This is a genomic window from Pseudomonas sp. SORGH_AS_0211, assembly GCF_031453455.1.
GTDB classification, from domain to species: domain Bacteria; phylum Pseudomonadota; class Gammaproteobacteria; order Pseudomonadales; family Pseudomonadaceae; genus Chryseomonas; species Chryseomonas aestiva.
The window spans coordinates 2356686-2375265 of sequence record NZ_JAVIZV010000001.1; the positions used below are offsets into that span (position 1 = coordinate 2356686).

15 protein-coding genes are annotated in these 18580 nt (G+C 66.8%); 14 read left to right on the forward strand and 1 reads right to left on the reverse strand.

The features are described 5' to 3' along the window. Positions 1–8: 8 nt before the first annotated feature. The 10 genes from nuoK (at position 9) to QE393_RS11010 (ending at position 14175) form a co-directional block, all read left to right on the forward strand. Entirely contained in the window at positions 9–317 is a 309-nt protein-coding gene (nuoK, locus tag QE393_RS10965) for an NADH-quinone oxidoreductase subunit NuoK (RefSeq protein ID WP_007158894.1), read from the forward strand. Then, a complete protein-coding gene (gene nuoL / locus QE393_RS10970) occupies positions 314–2161 on the forward strand; it encodes an NADH-quinone oxidoreductase subunit L (RefSeq protein ID WP_273862251.1) in 1848 nt (615 codons plus the stop codon). The genes nuoK and nuoL overlap by 4 nt, the downstream gene beginning before the upstream one ends. Before the next feature lie 27 nt (positions 2162–2188). Further along, entirely contained in the window at positions 2189–3721 is a 1533-nt protein-coding gene (nuoM, locus tag QE393_RS10975; RefSeq protein WP_273806034.1) for an NADH-quinone oxidoreductase subunit M, read from the forward strand. Positions 3722–3728: 7 nt separating this feature from the next. Then, on the forward strand, positions 3729–5180 hold the full coding sequence (nuoN, locus tag QE393_RS10980) for an NADH-quinone oxidoreductase subunit NuoN (RefSeq protein ID WP_273806033.1): 1452 nt from the start codon (positions 3729–3731) through the stop codon (positions 5178–5180). Between the two features lie 315 nt (positions 5181–5495). Continuing rightward, entirely contained in the window at positions 5496–7529 is a 2034-nt protein-coding gene (locus QE393_RS10985; RefSeq protein ID WP_310043441.1) for a M13 family metallopeptidase, read from the forward strand. Between the two features lie 73 nt (positions 7530–7602). Further along, the gene (locus QE393_RS10990; RefSeq protein WP_310043442.1) at positions 7603–9273 is read left to right on the forward strand and encodes a bifunctional protein-serine/threonine kinase/phosphatase; all 1671 of its coding nucleotides are present in this window, start codon (positions 7603–7605) and stop codon (positions 9271–9273) included. A 251-nt stretch (positions 9274–9524) separates the two neighbouring features. After that, on the forward strand, positions 9525–10271 hold the full coding sequence (cobA, locus tag QE393_RS10995; protein ID WP_273806030.1) for a uroporphyrinogen-III C-methyltransferase: 747 nt from the start codon (positions 9525–9527) through the stop codon (positions 10269–10271). A gap of 60 nt (positions 10272–10331) precedes the next feature. Further along, positions 10332–11351: a ligase-associated DNA damage response exonuclease gene (locus QE393_RS11000; RefSeq protein ID WP_273806029.1), complete on the forward strand. Its 1020-nt coding sequence runs from the start codon at positions 10332–10334 to the stop codon at positions 11349–11351. Then, the gene (locus QE393_RS11005; RefSeq protein ID WP_310043444.1) at positions 11348–13069 is read left to right on the forward strand and encodes an ATP-dependent DNA ligase; all 1722 of its coding nucleotides are present in this window, start codon (positions 11348–11350) and stop codon (positions 13067–13069) included. Before QE393_RS11000 ends, QE393_RS11005 begins: the two co-directional genes overlap by 4 nt. A gap of 2 nt (positions 13070–13071) precedes the next feature. Then, a complete protein-coding gene (locus tag QE393_RS11010) occupies positions 13072–14175 on the forward strand; it encodes an FUSC family protein (protein WP_310043446.1) in 1104 nt (367 codons plus the stop codon). Here QE393_RS11010 and QE393_RS11015 read toward each other — a convergent pair. Beyond that, on the reverse strand, positions 14115–14579 hold the full coding sequence (locus QE393_RS11015) for a hypothetical protein (RefSeq protein WP_310043450.1): 465 nt from the start codon (positions 14577–14579) through the stop codon (positions 14115–14117). The two genes, QE393_RS11010 and QE393_RS11015, sit on opposite strands and share 61 nt — an antisense overlap. A gap of 504 nt (positions 14580–15083) precedes the next feature. On the opposite strand from QE393_RS11015, the gene QE393_RS11020 reads away from it, so the two are divergent. The 4 genes from QE393_RS11020 (at position 15084) to QE393_RS11035 (ending at position 18563) form a co-directional block, all read left to right on the forward strand. After that, the gene (locus QE393_RS11020) at positions 15084–15863 is read left to right on the forward strand and encodes a transporter substrate-binding domain-containing protein (protein ID WP_273806025.1); all 780 of its coding nucleotides are present in this window, start codon (positions 15084–15086) and stop codon (positions 15861–15863) included. Positions 15864–15965: 102 nt separating this feature from the next. Then, positions 15966–16706, forward strand: coding sequence for an ABC transporter permease (locus QE393_RS11025; RefSeq protein ID WP_133861065.1), 741 nt, complete (start codon positions 15966–15968; stop codon positions 16704–16706). Continuing rightward, complete coding sequence (locus QE393_RS11030) at positions 16703–17413, forward strand: ABC transporter permease (protein WP_310043453.1); 711 nt, start codon at positions 16703–16705, stop codon at positions 17411–17413. Before QE393_RS11025 ends, QE393_RS11030 begins: the two co-directional genes overlap by 4 nt. Before the next feature lie 37 nt (positions 17414–17450). Next, positions 17451–18563 carry a M14 family metallopeptidase gene (locus QE393_RS11035; RefSeq protein ID WP_310043454.1) on the forward strand — a complete coding sequence of 371 codons (1113 nt, stop codon included), beginning with the start codon at positions 17451–17453 and terminating at the stop codon, positions 18561–18563. The last annotated feature ends 17 nt before the right edge of the window (positions 18564–18580 follow it).

Below are 18580 nucleotides of genomic sequence, written 5' to 3' on the forward strand. Positions count from 1 at the left end.
AACAGCCAATGAACGCCATACCTCTGGAACACGGACTCGCCCTCGCCGGCGCCCTGTTCGCCCTTGGCCTGGTGGGCCTGATGGTCCGCCGCAACATCCTCTTCGTGCTCATGAGTCTGGAAATCATGATGAACGCCGCCGCCCTGGCCTTCGTGGTCGCGGGTAGCCGTTGGGGCGCCCCCGACGGCCAGGTGATGTTCATCCTGGTGCTGAGCCTGGCCGCCGCCGAGGCCAGTATCGGCCTGGCGATCCTGCTGCAGCTCTATCGCCGCTTCCACACCCTCGACGTCGATGCCGCCAGCGAGATGCACGGATGAACCTGCTACCCCTCACCTTCGCCTTTCCCCTGGTCGGCTATTTCTTGCTGGCCTTCTCCCGCGGTCGGCTGTCGGAGAATCTCTCCGCGCTGATCGGCGTGGGTTCGGTGGGCCTGGCGGCGCTGGTCGCCGCCTGGGTCGGCTGGAACTTCCACGTCGCACCGCCCGCCGACGGTCACCTGACCATCGTCCTCTGGCAGTGGATGAACGTGGAGGGCTTCGCGCCCAACATGGCTCTCTACCTGGACGGCCTGTCGCTGACTATGCTCGGCGTGGTCACCGGCGTCGGCTTCCTGATCCACCTGTTCGCGTCCTGGTACATGCGTGGTGAAGAGGGCTATTCGCGCTTCTTCGCCTACACCAACCTGTTCATCTTCAGCATGTTGCTGCTGGTTCTCGGCGACAACCTGCTGCTGCTGTACTTCGGTTGGGAAGGCGTGGGCCTGTGCAGCTACCTGCTGATCGGCTTCTACTACAGCGAGCGCGCCAACGGCAACGCGGCGCTGAAGGCGTTCATCGTCACCCGCGTCGGCGACGTCTTCATGGCCTTCGGTCTGTTCATCCTGTTCATGACCCTGGGCACCCTGGACATCCAGGAGCTGCTGCAGAAGGCCCCGGACGTCTTCGCCAGCGGTGATCCGCTGATCGTGCTGGCCACCCTGGCGCTGCTTGGCGGTGCCGTCGGCAAGTCGGCCCAGCTGCCGCTGCAGACCTGGCTGGCGGACGCCATGGCCGGCCCCACCCCGGTCTCCGCACTGATCCACGCGGCGACCATGGTGACCGCGGGCGTCTACCTGATCGCCCGGACCCACGGCCTGTTCCTGCTGGCGCCGGAAATCCTCCACCTGGTCGGCATCATCGGTGCCGTGACCCTGGTGCTGGCCGGTTTCGCCGCCCTGGTGCAGACCGACATCAAGCGCATCCTGGCCTATTCGACCATGAGCCAGATCGGCTACATGTTCCTGGCCCTGGGTGTCGGCGCCTGGCAACCGGCGATCTTCCACCTGATGATCCATGCCTTCTTCAAGGCGCTGCTGTTCCTCGCCTCGGGCTCGGTGATCCTGGCCTGCCACCACGAGCAGAACATCTTCAAGATGGGCGGCCTGTGGAAGAAGATCCCCCTGGCCTACGCCAGCTTCGTGGTGGGTGGTTCGGCCCTGGCGGCGCTGCCGCTGGTGACCGCCGGCTTCTACTCCAAGGACGAGATTCTCTGGGAAGCCATGGCCAGCGGTCATACCTACCTGCTCTACGCAGGCCTGGCCGGCGCCTTCCTGACCTCGATCTACACCTTCCGCCTGATCTTCATCACCTTCCATGGCGAGGCGCACACCGAGGCCCATGCCGGCCACGGCATCGCCCACAACCTGCCGCTGGCGGTACTGCTGGTGCTCTCGACCTTTGTCGGCGCGATGATCGTGCCGCCGCTGGCGGGTGTGCTGCCGGAATCGATCGGCCATGCCGGTGGCGAAGCCAAGCATTCCCTGGAGATCACCTCGGGGGCCATCGCCATCGCCGGTATCCTGCTGGCCGCCCTGCTCTTCCTCGGCAAGCGTTCCTTCGTGAACGGCCTGGCCAGGAGTGCGCCGGGTCGCTTCTTCGGGACCTGGTGGTATCACGCCTGGGGCTTCGACTGGCTGTACGACCTGATCTTCGTCAAGCCGTACCTGCTGCTGACCCGCCTGCTGCGTCGCGACCCCTTCGACCAGGCCATCGGCCTGATCCCGATGCTGGCCCGCGGCGGCAACCTGGCACTGAGCATCACCGAGAACGGCCGTCTGCGCTGGTACGCGGCTTCCATCGTGGGAGGCGCCGTGCTGTTGCTCGGCGCGCTGCTGCTGGCCTGACCCCCTGACTAAGGATAAGTACACGTCATGCTTCTGCCCTGGCTAATCCTGATCCCCTTCATCGGCGGCCTGCTCTGTTTCCTCACGGAAAAGACCGGCCCGCTGGTGCCCCGCTGGATCGCCCTGTTCACCATGCTGCTGGAGCTGGTGCTCGGCCTCTGGCTGTGGGCCCACGGCGACTACAGCCTGGCTCCGGCCCCTGGCGCCGAAACCGCCTGGACCGCGGAATTCCAGATGAACTGGATTCCGCGCTTCGGCATCAGCCTGCACTTCGGCCTCGATGGCCTGTCGCTGCTGATGATCCTGCTCACCGGCCTGCTCGGTGTGCTGGCGGTGACCTGCTCCTGGCGCGAAGTGCAGCGCCACGTCGGCTTCTTCCACCTCAACCTGCTGTGGATCATCGGCGGCGTGGTGGGGGTGTTCCTGGCCCTGGACCTGTTCCTGTTCTTCTTCTTCTGGGAAATGATGCTGGTACCGATGTACTTCCTGATCGCGCTGTGGGGCCATAGCTCCGCGGACGGCAAGAAGAGCCGCATCACCGCTGCCACCAAGTTCTTCATCTTCACCCAGGCCAGTGGCCTGATCATGCTGGTGGCGATCATCGCCCTGGTGCTGGTGAACTACGGTGCCACCGGCGTCCTGACCTTCGACTACGAAGACCTGCTGCAACTGCAGCTGGATCCAAAGCTGGAATACCTGCTGATGCTGGGCTTCTTCATCGCCTTCGCGGTGAAGCTGCCGGTGGTGCCGCTGCACTCCTGGCTGCCCGATGCCCACGCCCAGGCGCCGACCGCCGGTTCCGTCGACCTCGCCGGCATCCTGCTCAAGACCGCCGCCTACGGCCTGCTGCGCTTTGCCATCCCGCTGTTCCCCAACGCCTCGGCGGAATTCGCCCCGATCGCCATGTGGCTGGGCATCATCGGCATCTTCTATGGCGCCATCCTGTCGTTCGCCCAGACCGACATCAAGCGCCTGGTGGCCTATTCCAGCGTCTCGCACATGGGCTTCGTGCTGATCGGCATCTACTCCGGCAGCCCTCAGGCGCTGCAGGGCGTGGTGGTGCAGATGATCGCCCACGGCCTCTCCGCCGCCGGTCTGTTCATCCTCTGCGGCCAGCTCTATGAGCGCATGCATACCCGAGACATGCGCCAGATGGGCGGGCTCTGGGCGCGGGTGCCCTACCTGCCGGCCCTGAGTTTGTTCTTCGCCTCTGCCTCGCTGGGTCTGCCGGGTACCGGCAACTTCGTCGGCGAATTCCTGATCCTGCTGGGCGCCTTCCCGGTAGTGCCGATGATCACCGTCATCGCCACCTTCGGCCTGGTGTTCGCCTCGGTCTACTCGCTGATCATGATCCACCGCGCCTACTTCGGTCCGGCCAAGGCCGAAGGCGCCCTGCCGGGACTGAACGCACGGGAGCTGTCGATGCTGCTGTTGCTTGGCGTGCTGCTGGTGCTGCTCGGCGTCTACCCGCAGCCGGTGCTGGATACCTCGGCCGCGAGCATGGCCGGTGTCCAGCAGTGGCTCGGCGAAGCCTTCTCCTCTCTCGTTTCCGCCCGGTAAGAGCGCCATGACCTTTACCTACGAACACTTCATCGCCCTCCTGCCGATCATCATCACCGGCTTCACCGCCGTGGTGGTGATGCTGGGCATCGCCTGGCGGCGGGATCACACCCTCATTCCCACCCTGGGCGTGATCGGTCTCAACCTGGCCCTGCTTTCCTGCATCCCGGCCCTCGGCGTCGGTGCCATCGACGTCACCCCGCTGCTGCGCATCGACGGCTTCACCTGCTTCTACATGGCGCTGATCCTGATCGCCACCCTGGCCTGCATGACCCTGTCGCATGCCTACATGGAAGGCTATCCGGGCAACCGCGAAGAGCTGTACCTGCTGCTGCTGATCTCCGCCACCGGTGGTCTGGTGCTGGTGGCGGCGCAGAACGTAGCCGGCCTGTTCATCGGCCTGGAACTGCTGTCGGTGCCGGTCTACGGCCTGGTGGCCTACAGCTACTTCAATCGCCGCTCCCTGGAAGCCGGCATGAAGTACCTGGTGCTGTCCGCCGCCGGCTCGGCCATCCTGCTGTTTGGCATGGCCCTGCTCTACGCCCAGTCCGGCAGCCTGAACTTCGCCGACATCGGCATGCAGATGGACGCCCCGGCGAGCACCGGCCTGCTGATGGAAATCGGCCTCGGCATGCTGATCGTCGGTCTCGGCTTCAAGCTGTCCCTGGTGCCCTTCCACCTCTGGACCCCGGACGTCTACGAGGGCTCCCCGGCTCCGGTCGGTGCCTTCCTGGCCACCGCCAGCAAGGTCGCCGTCTTCGCCGTACTGGTGCGGGTGTTCCAGACCATGCCCATGGCCACCGAGGACGGCTGGCTGCACGATGCCATCGCCTTCATCGCCATCGCCTCCATGCTGGTGGGCAACCTGCTGGCGCTGATGCAGAGCAACCTCAAGCGTCTGCTGGGTTATTCCTCCATCTCCCACTTCGGCTATCTGCTGGTGGCGGTGGCCTCGGGCGAAGGCCTGTCGATGGAAGCCGTGGCGGTCTACCTGGTGACCTATGTCTTCACCAGCCTGGGCGCGTTCGGCGTGATCACCCTGATGTCCAGCCCAAGCAACGGCCAGCGTGACGCCGATGCCCTGTTCGAGTACCGCGGCCTGTTCTGGCGCCGTCCGTACCTGACCGCGGCGCTGACGGTGATGATGCTGTCTCTGGCCGGCATCCCGCTCACCGCCGGTTTCATCGGCAAGTTCTACGTCATCACCGTGGGCGTGGAAGCGGGCATGTGGTGGCAGACCGCGGCCATCGTGCTGGGCAGCGCCATCGGCCTGTTCTACTACCTGCGCGTGATGGTCACCCTGTACCTGACCGAGCAGGGCCTGCAGCGCCACGACGCGCCGATGAACTGGGGTCAGCGCGCCGGTGGCGTGATGCTGATCGCCATTTCCATCGCGACCTTCATCCTCGGCGTCTATCCGCAGCCGCTGCTGCAACTGGCGCAGCTCACAGTGTTCTGATCCAGAGCGTCGCCCACGATCCCCGCCTCGGCGGGGATCGTCGTTTCTGGGGTCGAGGCCTGTTTGAAAAGTCGCCGAGCGAAGGTCAGGCAAGGCAAGAATCCGTGAGGAAGCGGATCGGACTTGCGCTTGAGTTTACGAGTGGTCAATGAGTATTCCGACCGAGCTGGCGATCCAGCGGATCTTTAACGCTGCATGACCGAGCGCAGACACTTTTCAGACAAAGCCGCCGCGCTTGGCAGGGTCGCGCCCCGACCGCTACCCTCGACGCCCTACCCTGCTTTCCCTGTCCTTTCCTGGAGACCCTTTTCTCCCATGCCTGCGTTGAAACCCCTCACCCTCGCCATCGGCCTGCTGCTCGGCAGCCAGGCCTTCGCCGCCCCGGTCTTCGACGTCACCGAACTGGGTGACCCCGCCACCGCCTGTAGCGACCTCGACACCTTCGTCAATGAAAAATGGGTCGCGGCCAATCCGATCCCGCCGGACAAGTCACGCTGGGGTTCCTTCATGGCCCTGGGGGAGAAATCGCTCAACGACCAGCACGCCATCCTGCAGCGCGCCGCCCGCACGGCGGACCGCGCGCAAGCGGGCTCGGTGGAACAGAAGGTCGGCTGGCTGTATCGGTCGGGCATGGACGAGGCCGCCATCGAGCGCGCCGGCTATCGGCCGATCCAGGCACAACTGGCCGCCATCGACCGGCTGCGCACCTCCGCCGATGTGGCGAGCTATCTGCGCGAGAGCTTTGCCCGCGGCGACATGCAGGTGTTCTCCTTCGGCTCCGGCGCCGACTACCAGAATGCCAAGCAGCAGATCGCCTACGCCTATCAGGGCGGCCTGGGCCTGCCGACGCCCGACTACTACACCGAAGCCGACTACGCCAAGCTGCGCCAGGCCTATCTCGGCCACATCGCCCGGCTGCTGGTGCTGACCGGAGTGCCCAAGGCCAAGGCGGCCGCCCAGGCCGAACTGGTGCTGGCCTTCGAAAGTCGCCTGGCGCGCGCCTCGGTCAAGCCGGTGGAGCTGCGCAATCCGGAGAACCAGTATCACTACCTGAGCTTCGCCGAAGCCAACAAGGTCACGCCGCACTTCGACTGGCAGGCCTTCTTCGCCAGCCAGGGCGTCACCGGCCAGCAGGGCTTTTCGCTGTCCCAGCCGGGCTTCTTCGCCGAATTCGACCGGATGCTGGCCGAGACTCCCGTCGAGCAGTGGCAGGCCTATCTGCGTGCTCACGTGATCGACGACGCCGCGCCGCTGCTGTCCAGGCCCTTCCAGCAGGAAAGCTTCGAATTCAACCAGAAGACCCTGAGCGGTCAGCAGCAGCAGAGCGAACGCTGGAAGCGGGTGCTGCGCGCGGTCAACGGCGCCATGGGCGAAGGTCTCGGCCAGCTCTATGTGCAGGAGCATTTCTCGCCCCAGGCCAAGGCGCGCGCCCAGGAACTGGTGGACAACGTGATGCTGGCGCTCAGGGCGCGCATCGAGCAGCTCGACTGGATGAGCCCGGAGACCAAGCAGAAGGCGCTGGCCAAGTGGGACAGCTTCCTGCCCAAGATCGGCTATCCCGAGCGCTGGCGCGACTGGAGCGGCCTGACGCTCAAGCCTCAGGGTTTCTACGCCAACCTGGAAGCCGCCTCGCGCTTCAACTATCGCCATGACCTGGACAAGATCGGTAAGCCCACCGACCGCCAGGAATGGGGCATGTACCCGCAGACGGTGAATGCCTACTACAGCCCCACCGACAACACCATCAACTTCCCTGCCGCCATCCTGCAGCCGCCGTTCTTCTATCCGGACGGCGACGACGCCATCAACTACGGCGGCATCGGCGCGGTGATCGGTCACGAGGCCAGCCATGGCTTCGACGACCAGGGCAGCAAGTTCGATGGCGCCGGCAACCAGGTGGACTGGTGGACACCGGCCGATCGCAAGGCCTTCGAAGCCCGCACCGGCAAACTGGTGGAGCAGTTCGACCACTACCAGCCGCTGCCGGATCATCCGGAGCTGCACGTCAACGGCAAGCTCACCCTGGGCGAGAACATCGGTGATCTCGGCGGCATCAGTGCGGCCTACGACGCCCTGCAACTGGCCCTGGCCAAGAAGCCGGAGGAAGCCAACCGGAAGATCGATGGCTATACCCAGCAGCAGCGCTTCTTCCTCAACTGGGCGCGGGTCTGGCGCGGTTCGATCCGTGAAGAGCAGGCGCGCCTGTTCCTCAACACCGATCCCCATGCGCCCATGAGATTCCGCGCCATCGGGGCGCCGTCCAACATGCCGTCCTTTGCCAAGGCGTTCAGCTGCAAGGCAGGCGATGCCATGGTCCGGCCGGACGAGAAACGCGTGGAAATCTGGTGAGGGATCCGGGGCGTCCGGTGGTCGGGTATCGCTTTTGCATCGCCGGTCTCCTCTCCTCTCTGGCGCCCCTTCAATGCCCCTAGAACTCGCCTTCGCCGAAGCCACCGCGACCGGTCCGCGCAAGGAAAACCAGGACGCCTTGCGCAGTGTCCAGCCCAGCGCGGCGCTGGCGGCGACCAAGGGGCATCTGTTCGCCCTCGCCGATGGCGTCAGCGGCTGTCCGGACGGTGGCCTGGCTGCGCGCGCCACCCTCCAGGCCCTGGCCCAGGATTACTATTCCACGCCGGAGACCTGGCCGGTGGCCCAGGCCCTGGAACGGTTGCTGCTGGCGCAGAATCGCTGGCTGCAGGCAGCGGGCAATGGCCAACCCCTGCTGACCACCCTCACCGCCCTGGTGATCCGCGGGCGGCGCTATACCCTGGCCCACGTCGGCGACTGCCGCGCCTACCGCTGGCATGGCGACCGGCTGAGCTGTCTCACCGTCGACCACGTCTGGCAGCAGGCCGGCATGCAGCACGTGCTGACCCGCGCCCTGGGGCTGGAGAACCACCTGGTGGTGGACTTTCGCGAAGGCGAGCTGGAAGCCGGCGAAACCCTGCTCCTGCTGAGCGATGGCGTCTGGGCCGCGCTGGGTGAAGACAGCATGAGACGCATCCTGGTCGATGGCGTCGCGGAGCTGGATGCCACCGCCCAGGCCCTGGTGGCCGGCGCCCTGCATGCCGGTGGCCAGGACAACGCCAGCGCCCTGCTGGTACGGGTCGACCACCTCCCCGATGTGTCCCTGGCCGATACCCTGGCCAGCGCCGACACCTGGCCGCCGTTGCCGGCGCTCAAGCCCGGCCAGCACTTCGAAGGCTGGACGGTGGTGGAGCGCCTGGCCGAGTCGCGGCAATCGCTGCTCTACCGGGTCAAGGACGAGGGTGGCCGTCCCTGGCTGCTCAAGACCCTGCCCGCGGCGCGGCAATTCGACACCCTGGCCGGCCATGCCCTGCTCATGGAGGAGTGGTTCCTGCGCCGGGTCGCCGGGCGCGCCTTCGTCGAGGTCCATCCGTTGCCGCGGCGGGCGCATCTCTACTTCGTGCAACGGGAATATGCCGGCCGCACCCTGGCGCAGCAGCTACGCGGGGAAGGCCCCCTGGCCCTGGCCGACTGGCTGGACGTCGCCTCCCGCCTGCTGCGGGCCCTCGGTCAGCTGCACAGGCGCAACATCCTTCACCGCGACATCAAGCCGGACAACCTGCATCGCGGCCAGGATGGCGAACTGCGCCTGCTGGACTTCGGCCTGGCCTACTGCCCGCAGCTGTCCGAGGACCTGCATGACAGCCCGGGCACCCCCAGCTACCGGGCGCCGGAGTCCTTCGAGGGCGCCGAGCCCAGTCCGGCCCAGGATCTCTATGCGACCGGGGTGACCCTCTATCAGCTGCTCACCGGTGGCTATCCCTACGGCGAGGTCGAGCCCTTCCAGCGGCCACGTTTCGGCGCGCCGGCCAGTGCCCTGCGCCGGCGTCCGGATGTACCGGCCTGGCTCGACGACTGGCTGCAGCGCGCCGTGGCGGTCGACCCCGCCGACCGCTTCGAAACCGCCGAAGAAGCCCTGCTGCTGCTGGAGCAGGGCGAGCGCCAGCCCCTGGCCCGCCCGCTGCCGCTGCTGCAGCGCGACCCCCTGCGCACCTGGCGGATCGTGGCCGCCTGCTCGCTGCTGCTGAATCTGCTGCTGGTGCTGCTCTGGCTCTATCGGCACTGAAGTGTCGGGACGCCATGCCCTCCTTTGCAGCACGCTGCGCCCAAAAGGGGCAGCCAGCGGCCCGTTTCCAGCGGTAAACCGCCAGAAAGGACGGATCCGCGCCTTGGCATGAAGTCTGCAATTCCACAATACATACAGGTCCTTCTTCAACGGCGAGGAAAGACCCTCCGGACAAAGGCGTCCCAGCTGCTTGCAGCGGGACGCCTTTTTTTTGCGTTACAGTCGCCACCCTGGAAACGAGAGGTCACTACATGAGCGGGAAAGTCTGGTTGATCGGTGCCGGCCCCGGCGATCCCGAGCTGCTGACCCTCAAGGCGGTGCGCGCCCTGGGCGAAGCCGAGGTGGTGATGATCGATGACCTGGTCAATCCGGCGGTGCTCGAACACTGTCCTACCGCTCGGGTGATCCGCGTCGGCAAGCGCGGCGGCTGCCGCTCCACGCCCCAGGCCTTCATCCACCGGCTGATGCTGCGCTATGCCCGCCAGGGCCGTTGCGTGGCCCGGCTCAAGGGCGGCGATCCCTGCATCTTCGGTCGTGCCGGCGAGGAAGCCGAATGGCTGGCCGCCCGTGGCGTCGCCAGCGAGATCGTCAACGGCATCACCGCCGGCCTGGCCGGCGCCACCGCCTGCGGCATCTCCCTCACCCTGAGAGGCGTGGCCCGCGGTGTGACCCTGGTCACCGCCCATACCCAGGACGACACGGCGCCCAACTGGGCCGCCCTGGCCGCCACCGGCACCACCCTGGTGGTCTACATGGGCGTGGCCCGCCTGGCCGAGATCCAGCAGGGCCTGCTGGACGGTGGGCTCGCGCTGACCACGCCGGTGGCCATGATCGAGAACGCCTCCCTGCCGGACCAGCGCGAGTGCCGCTCGACCCTGCAGGACCTGCAGGTGGACGCCGCCCTCTTCCAGCTGCGCAGTCCGGCGATCCTGGTGATCGGCGAGGTGGTCGGCCAGGCCGCCCTGCAACAGGCCCTGAGCTTCGCCGCCGAGGCCTGAGCGGCGAACTCCAGAGCCCAGCCGCCGTTCCTATGGGTATTCCCCAGCAGAGCGGCGCCCATGGACCTCGTCATCGCCCGCCCGGACGGCCTCTATTGCCCGCCCGGCGACTTCTACATCGACCCCTGGCATCCGGTGGAGCGTTCGGTCATCACCCACGGCCATGGCGACCATGCCCGGGTGGGCAACGGCCACTATCTCGCCACCTCCGGCAGCGCCGGCATCCTGCGCGCCCGGCTGGGTGCCGACATCAACCTCCAGACTCTGGAATACGGCGAGGTCATCGACCACCACGGGGTCAAGCTCAGCTTCCATCCGGCCGGCCATGTGCTGGGCTCGGCCCAGGTGCGCCTGGAATACCGCGGCGAGGTGTGGGTGGCCTCGGGCGACTACAAGGTCGAACCCGATGGCACCTGCACCCCCTTCGAGCCGGTGCGCTGCCATACCTTCATCACCGAATCCACCTTTGGCCTGCCGATCTATCGCTGGCGCCCCCAGGCGGAGATCTTCGCCGAGGTCAATGCATGGTGGCGCGCCAACCAGGCCCAGGGCCTGGCCAGCGTGCTCTACAGCTATGCCTTCGGCAAGGCGCAGCGGCTCCTGCACGGCCTGGATCCGGAGATCGGTCCCATCCTCGCCCATGGCGCGGTGGAGCCCCTAAATAGGGTCTATCGCGAAGCCGGCATTCGCATCCCGGAAACCCACTACGCCGGCGACTTCAAGAAGAGCGACCCCACGCTGCGCCAGGCGCTGATCATCGCCCCGCCCTCGGCCGGCGGCAGCACCTGGATCCGCCGCTTCGGCGAGCACAGCGACGCATTCGCCAGCGGCTGGATGATGCTGCGCGGCACCCGCCGCCGGCGCGGGGTAGATCGCGGCTTCGTGCTCTCCGACCACGCCGACTGGCCAGGCCTGCTGTGGGCCATCGAGCAGACCGGCGCCGAACGAGTGATGGTCACCCATGGCTCGGTCGCCACCCTGGTGCGCTATCTGCGCGACCAGGGCCTGGACGCCCAGGGCTTCACCACCGAATACGGTGAGGAAGACGACACCTCCGTCGCCACGGAGGCCCAGGCATGAAGGCCTTCGCCGAACTCTATGGGCGTCTCGACGCCACCACCTCCAGCAACGCCAAGCTCGCGGCGCTGGTGGACTACTTCGGCAGCGCCCCGGCCGCGGATGCCGCCTGGGCGGTGTACTTTCTCGCCGGTGGCCGCCCTCGCCGACTGGTGCCGACCCGGCAGCTGCGCGAATTGACCATGGCCCTCTCCGGACTACCCGAGTGGCTGTTCGAAGAGAGCTACCAGGCGGTGGGCGACCTGGCCGAGACCATGGCACTGCTGATTCCCACCACCGATGCCGCCAATGCCGAGGGCCTGGCCTTCTGGCTGGAGGAGTACCTGCTGCCCCTGCGCGGCCTGCCACCGGAAGAACTGGCCGAGCGCCTGCCGCCGCTCTGGGACCAGCTGGATCGGCAGAGTCTGATGGTGTGCATCAAGCTGATCACCGGCGAGTTCCGCGTCGGTGTCTCCAAGCTGCTGGTAACCCGCGCCCTGGCCACCCTGGCGGACCTCGACCCCAAGCGCGTTGCCCAGCGCCTGGTGGGCTACACCGATCTGTCCCACCGCCCCACCGCAAAGGGCTATGCCCGCCTGGTCGCCCCGGAAAGTCCGGACGAGCATGCCCAGCGCGGCGGCCAGCCCTATCCCTTCTTTCTCGCCCACGCCCTGCAACTGCCGGTGGAGCAGTTCGAGGCACAACTGGGTCCGGCCGAAGACTGGCAGGTGGAATGGAAGTGGGACGGCATCCGCGCCCAGCTGGTCAAGCGCGACGGTCGCCTGTGGATCTGGTCGCGGGGTGAGGATCTGGTCACCGATCGCTTTCCCGAACTGCATCCCCTCGCGGAATCGCTACCTGATGGCACCGTCATCGACGGCGAGATCGTGGTCTGGAAGGAAGACGCCGCGCCCGACGCCCTGTTCAGTAGCGAGGAAGTGAGCGAGCAGCAGGACGGCCGCGATCCAGCCGCGCCCATCCCCTTCGGCGTGCAGCCCTTCGCCCTGCTGCAGCAACGCATCGGGCGCAAGACCCTGGGCAAGAAGATCCTCGAAGACGTCCCGGTCATCCTGCTCGCCTACGACCTGCTGGAATGGCAGGGCCATGACCTGCGCAGCCAGCCGCAACGCCAGCGCCGCGCCGAACTGGAACGGGTGGTGGCACGCTGCGCCAGTCCGCTGCTGCGCCCCTCGCCGCTGCTGCACGGCAAAGACTGGCAGGATCTCGCCCGCCAGCGCGAGGCCTCGCGCACCCTGGGGGTCGAAGGGATGATGCTCAAGGCCCGGGATTCGCTCTATGGCGTCGGCCGTACCAAGGACATGGGCACCTGGTGGAAATGGAAGGTCGATCCCTTCTCGGTGGATGCGGTGCTCATCTATGCCCAGCGCGGCCATGGGCGGCGGGCCAGTCTCTATTCCGACTACACCTTCGCCGTCTGGGACGGTCCGCCGGAAAGTAGCGAACGTACCCTGGTGCCCTTCGCCAAGGCCTACTCCGGCCTCACCGACGAAGAGATGCGCAAGGTGGACGCCATCGTCCGACGTACCACGGTCGAGAAGTTCGGCCCGGTGCGCAGCGTCGAGCCGACCCTGGTGTTCGAATTGGGTTTCGAGGGCATCGCCCTGTCCAAGCGCCACAAGAGCGGTGTCGCCGTGCGCTTTCCGCGGATGCTGCGCTGGCGCCACGACAAGCCGGTGGCCGAAGCCGATACCCTCGACATCCTGCAGAATCTGCTGGCCTAGCGATGGCTGGCCAGACAGCGCCGCCGGTGACCGATGGCGCCCTAGGCGCGCCGCGGGAACCGCGCTGGGCCCTGGCGCTCGCCTGCCTGCCGGCCCTGGCGGCGATCCTGCTCACCGGCTGGTGGACCGGGGCCTGGCTCCCCTGCGTGGTGGCCCTGGGTGGCGCCTATACCGTCGGCTTCGGCGCCTACAAGAGCTTTGCCGCCGAGCCCCTGGCGCCCATGCTGGTGGCGGCGCTGGGCATGGCCTTTTCCGCCGTGGTCGGCTCCCTGCTGGGTCAGCAGTTGCTGCCGCTGGTGCTGGCCGGCGCCCTGTGGGCGGCCTGCTGCGCCTGGCTGTTCGCGGTTGGCAATGGCCCCTGGTGGATCACCCAGCAGTGGACGGTGGCCCTGCTGGTAGCCGGCGGCTTTCCCGGTGACCTGCACCAGGCCCTACTGCGGGGCGGCCTGGTGCTCGGCGGCGGACTGCTGCAACTGCTGGTCTTCGCCCTCGTACAAAAGGCCCTCTATCGCTCCCAATGGCGGCTGCGCACCGGTTCCCTCAAGGCCCATCTCAGGGAGGTGGTGGTGCTGTTCGAGGACAGATTTCGGCTCGGCCGCTACGGCTTCTATGCCGCCGCCGTGGTCGCCCTCTGCCAGACTCTGACCGGCCTGCTCGATTACGGCCACGGCTACTGGGCGCCGATGACCGCCCTGCTGGTGCTCAAGCCGCGCCTGGGCGATACCTGGCGGCGCGGCCTGGGTCGGCTGGGCGGCACCCTGGCCGGTTGCCTGCTGGCGGGCGCGGTGGCCTGGCTCGACAACACGCCCATCGTCCTGGCCGCTGCCTGCCTGCTGTGTGCAGCGGGCGCCTATCTGCTGCAAGACGGGCGCTACTCGCTGCAGACGCTGTTCATCACCGGCACCACGGTGCTGATGGTCGCCCTGGCCGGCGTGCCCGAGGCGAGCATCGCCCGCGAACGGATCGGCAGCACCCTGCTCGGTGGCACGGTCGCCCTGCTCTTTCTGGCGCTGGAAGCCGGCGTCGCACGGGTCCTCGCCCGGCTTCAGCGGCGACGCCGGTTGCGCCAGGCAAACACCAGCAAAGCCAACAGGGCGCCCAGGTAGCTGCCATCGTGCATCCAGGCCGCCAACAGGAAACCCCTACGGTCCTGCACGCAGGCCGGCACTCGCAGGACGCTGCCCTGGTCCAGGGCAAGCCAACCCAGGCCCAAGCCCAGCACCGCGCAACCCAGCGCCCCGAGCAGCACGGCGGCGCTGCCGCGCCAGAGATAACGGTCACCGGCAGGACGTCCGCGCGCCAGCCAGAGCAGCGCCAGGCCCAGGGGCAGTCCTGCCGCCGCGCCGGCCTGCAGGCCGACCCGCGCCACTCGCCAGCGCGGCGCCACCTCGCTATCGAGCAGACCGAATTGCGGGAATTTCAGGCAATCGAAGTAATCCGGACCCAGGCCATAGCTGAGCTGGTCATGCAGCGCCCCATAGAGCGCGGCCAGGACGACCAGCGCCAGCAACCTGCCCAGGCTCCTTGCCACTGGCTAGCCCATTGCCTGATGGCAGCCGAGCAGGCCGACTACCCTTGCCCATGGCCGGCGCACCGGGTGGTGTCGATAGACGCCAGGCGCCTCACTCCTGCTCAAGGTCCCCGCCCTTTCGCCACAATTCATCAGGCTTCGCTCCCGTTTCCTTTGCACACAGCTGCCCAGCGTTACTGCTACCGAACAGATACGATGTCTTGGCGAAGCGGGCCTTCTGCTACCTTTCTGCCCACCTTTGGCGCATGCGTATATTTTTAGACCCAAAGCGGTGCGTTCGTCCGCACCGGGCAGGAAAGCCGCGCCTTTCCGGTGCATAATGCGCGCCGCTCGGCGGGGTCGGCTGCTACAGGATGTAACCAACGCGGCAACCGCGTACAGATTTGGGACGATCTTCGCCGACTGGTAAGCTTATTGCTCCCGCGAGGGCACGGGCGTCGTACTGGCGCCATGATTTCATCCACATTCGCACTAGGATCCGACATGAAAAAAAGCTGGCTGACTCTCTCTGCGCTCGCCCTGTGTCTGGCCGCCGGTTCGGCGATGGCCAAGGAATGGAAAGAGATCCGCTTCGGTGTGGATACCACCTATCCGCCCTTCGAATCCCAGGCCGCCGATGGCAGCTTCGTCGGCTTCGACATCGAGCTGGGCAACGCCATCTGCGAAAAGCTGGACGTGAAGTGCAAGTGGGTGGTGAGTGACTTCGACGGCCTGATTCCCGGCCTGCGCGCGCGCAAGTTCGACGGCATCCTGTCCTCGCTGACCAAGACCCCGGCACGTGCCGAACAGATCGACTTCTCCGACCTGCTGTGGTCGGGCCCCTCCTCCATGGTCACCAAGGAAGGCGCCAACCTGCAGGCCACCGCGGAAAGCCTGAAGGGCAAGACCGTGGGCGTGCAGCAGGGCACCATCCAGGAAACCTTCGCCAAGCAGAAGCTGGCGCCCAACGGCGTCAACGTCCAGAGCTACCAGAACCAGGATCAGGTCTATGCCGACCTGGTGTCCGGTCGTATCGACGTCGCCATGCAGGACATGCTGCAGGCCGAAGGTGGCTTCATGAAGTCGCCCCAGGGCAAGGGCTACACCAACACCGCCATCCATGACGAGTTGCTGCCGGCCGATACCGCCATCGGTATCCGCAAGGGCAACGACGAGTTCAAGACCTTCGTCAACAAGGGTATCGCGGCCATCCACGCCGACGGCACCTACGACAAGATCCAGAAGAAGTACTTCGGCGACCTGAACCTCTACGATCCCAAGTAAGGTCGGTTCGGCAAACGCCTCCGGTGCCACCGGGGGCGTTTTACGTATGACCGCCGGCGCCCACCGCGCCGGCGGCCTCACCAGGCGATTTTCCCAAGACGCATGCAGCAGAATTCCTTCGACTCCTTCTTGCAGTCCATCGGACTGGGCACGCTCAGCCTGCATGGCTACGGCCCGCTGATCCTGGAAGGCACCCTGACGACCCTCAAGCTCGCCGGCTTCGCGCTGATCGTGGCGGTCATCCTCGGCCTGCTCGGCGCCTCGGCCAAGCTGTCGCGCCTCGCGCCCCTGCGCTTCATTGCCCAGAGCTACACCACTCTGATCCGCGGCGTGCCCGATCTGGTGCTGATGCTGCTGATCTTCTACAGCCTGCAGAACTGGCTGGGCGCCCTCACCGACTACATGGGCTGGGATTACATCGACATCGATCCCATGGCCGCCGGCATCGCCACCCTCGGCTTCATCTACGGCGCCTACTTCACCGAGACCTTTCGCGGCGCCATCCTCGCCGTGCCGCGCGGTCAGGGCGAGGCCGCCCTGGCCTACGGGCTGAGCCGCTGGCAGACCTTTACCCTGATCACCTTTCCGCAGATGATGAGATTCGCCCTGCCCGGCATCGGCAACAACTGGCAGGTGCTGCTCAAGGCCACCGCGCTGGTCTCCATCATCGGCCTGGCCGATCTCGTGCGCGCCTCCCAGGAGGCCGGCAAGGGCACCTTCAAGCTGTTCTATTTCCTGATCGTCGCCGGCGTCATCTATCTGCTCATCACCGCCGTGACCAACGCCATCCTCGGGGCCCTGGAACGGCGCTATCACGTCGGCGTGCGGGAGGCCAAGCGATGATCGAACTCCTGCAGCAATACTGGAAACCCCTGCTGTGGACCGATGGCTACCACATCACCGGCCTGGCCATGACCCTCTGGCTGCTGGTGGCCTCGGTGGTGATCGGCTTCATCGTATCGGTGCCGCTGTCGGTGGCCCGGGTCTCGGAGCGTCGCTGGCTGCGCTGGCCGATCGGCTTCTACACCTACGTCTTCCGTGGCACCCCGCTCTATCTGCAGCTACTGATCTGCTACACCGGCATCTACAGCCTGGGCTTCGTGCGTGACCAGCCGATGCTGGGCAGCTTCTTCCGCGACGGCCTGAACTGCACCATCCTGGCCTTCGCCCTGAATACCTGCGCCTACACCACCGAGATCTTCGCCGGGGCCATCCGCAACACCCCCCACGGCGAGGTCGAGGCGGCCAAGGCGTACGGCCTGGATGGCTGGCGCCTGTACGTGCACGTCATCCTGCCCTCGGCGCTGCGCCGCTCGCTGCCCTTCTACAGCAACGAAGTCATCATGATGCTGCACTCCACCACCCTGGCCTTCACCGCCACGGTGCCGGACCTGCTCAAGATCGCCCGCGACGCCAACACCGCCACCTTCCTGACCTTCCAGGCCTTTGGCCTGGCCGCGTTGCTGTACCTGGCGGTGTCCTTCATCCTGATCGGCCTGTTCCGCCTGGCGGAGCGCCGCTGGCTGGACTTCCTCGGCCCGACCCACTGACCCAAGCGGCCGCGCCTGGCGCGGCCCCGGAGTTGTCATGCGCCATCTCACCCATCCGCTGGTCGCCCCGGTCCCGGGCACCGAGCGCTGCATCCACAGCTTTCACTTCGGTCCCGCCGACAGTGGCCGCAAGGTCTATATCCAGGCCTCGCTGCATGCCGACGAATTGCCCGGCATGCTCACCGCCTGGCACCTCAAGCAGCGCCTCAGGGCGCTGGAAGCCGCCGGTGAACTCCTGGCGGAGGTGGTCCTGGTACCGCTGGCCAACCCCATCGGCCAGGATCAGCAGGTCGCCGACGTCCACCTCGGTCGCTACGAGCTGGAAAGCGGGCAGAACTTCAATCGTCGCTTCCGCGACATGACCGCCCAGGTGGAAGCTGCCATCAGCGAACGCCTCGGCGACGACGTGAGCGCCAACCAGGCCCTGGTGCGCGAGGCCTTCCGCACGGCCCTGGCCGCGGAAGCCGCCAGCACCCAGCTCGACAGTCAGCGCCTGACCCTGCAGCGCCTGGCCTGCGACGCCGAGGTGGTGCTCGACCTGCACTGCGATTTCGACGCGGTCGCCCACCTCTATACCACGCCGGAAGCCTGGCCCCAGGTCGAGCCGCTGGCGCGCTACTTCGGTTCCGAAGCCAGCCTGCTCGCCACCGATTCGGGCGGCCAGTCCTTCGACGAATGCTTCACCCTGCTCTGGTGGAATCTCAACCAGCGCTTCGGCGAGCGCCTGCCAATGGGCAGCCTGTCGGTGACCCTGGAGCTGCGCGGCCAGCTGGACGTGCGTGACGAACTCGCCGCGGCGGATGCCGAGGCCATCGTCAACTACCTGCGCCACCAGGGCTTCCTGAGCGGCAGCACCGCGCCCCTGCCGCCGCTGCTGCAACCGGCCACGCCGCTGGCCGCCGTGGAGCCCGTGGCGACCACCCAGGGCGGCGTGCTGGTGCTCAAGGCCCAGGTGGGCGAACGCATCGAGGTCGGCCAGCTGCTGGCGCAGGTCGTGGATCCCATCAGCGACCGCGTCGAAGAGGTCCGCAGCGCGGTCGCCGGCATCCTCTATGCGCGCTCCAATCGCCGCATGGCCACGGCCGGCATGGTGATCGCCCATGTGGCGGGCACCGAGGCCTATCGCAGCGGCTACCTGCTCTCGCCGTGACCCCTACCCCTTTTCAG

Bases quoted from the DNA above. Each gene is read 5' to 3' on its own strand.
- QE393_RS11035 (WP_310043454.1), top strand. From the start codon at position 17,451: ATGCGCCATCTCACCCATCCGCTGGTCGCCCCGGTCCCGGGCACCGAG.
- nuoK (WP_007158894.1), top strand. From the start codon at position 9: ATGAACGCCATACCTCTGGAACACGGACTCGCCCTCGCCGGCGCCCTG.
- QE393_RS11020 (WP_273806025.1), top strand. From the start codon at position 15,084: ATGAAAAAAAGCTGGCTGACTCTCTCTGCGCTCGCCCTGTGTCTGGCC.
- QE393_RS10990 (WP_310043442.1), top strand. From the start codon at position 7,603: ATGCCCCTAGAACTCGCCTTCGCCGAAGCCACCGCGACCGGTCCGCGC.
- QE393_RS11025 (WP_133861065.1), top strand. From the start codon at position 15,966: ATGCAGCAGAATTCCTTCGACTCCTTCTTGCAGTCCATCGGACTGGGC.
- nuoM (WP_273806034.1), top strand. From the start codon at position 2,189: ATGCTTCTGCCCTGGCTAATCCTGATCCCCTTCATCGGCGGCCTGCTC.
- QE393_RS11010 (WP_310043446.1), top strand. From the start codon at position 13,072: ATGGCTGGCCAGACAGCGCCGCCGGTGACCGATGGCGCCCTAGGCGCG.
- QE393_RS11030 (WP_310043453.1), top strand. From the start codon at position 16,703: ATGATCGAACTCCTGCAGCAATACTGGAAACCCCTGCTGTGGACCGAT.
- QE393_RS10985 (WP_310043441.1), top strand. From the start codon at position 5,496: ATGCCTGCGTTGAAACCCCTCACCCTCGCCATCGGCCTGCTGCTCGGC.
- nuoN (WP_273806033.1), top strand. From the start codon at position 3,729: ATGACCTTTACCTACGAACACTTCATCGCCCTCCTGCCGATCATCATC.
- nuoL (WP_273862251.1), top strand. From the start codon at position 314: ATGAACCTGCTACCCCTCACCTTCGCCTTTCCCCTGGTCGGCTATTTC.
- cobA (WP_273806030.1), top strand. From the start codon at position 9,525: ATGAGCGGGAAAGTCTGGTTGATCGGTGCCGGCCCCGGCGATCCCGAG.
- QE393_RS11005 (WP_310043444.1), top strand. From the start codon at position 11,348: ATGAAGGCCTTCGCCGAACTCTATGGGCGTCTCGACGCCACCACCTCC.
- QE393_RS11000 (WP_273806029.1), top strand. From the start codon at position 10,332: ATGGACCTCGTCATCGCCCGCCCGGACGGCCTCTATTGCCCGCCCGGC.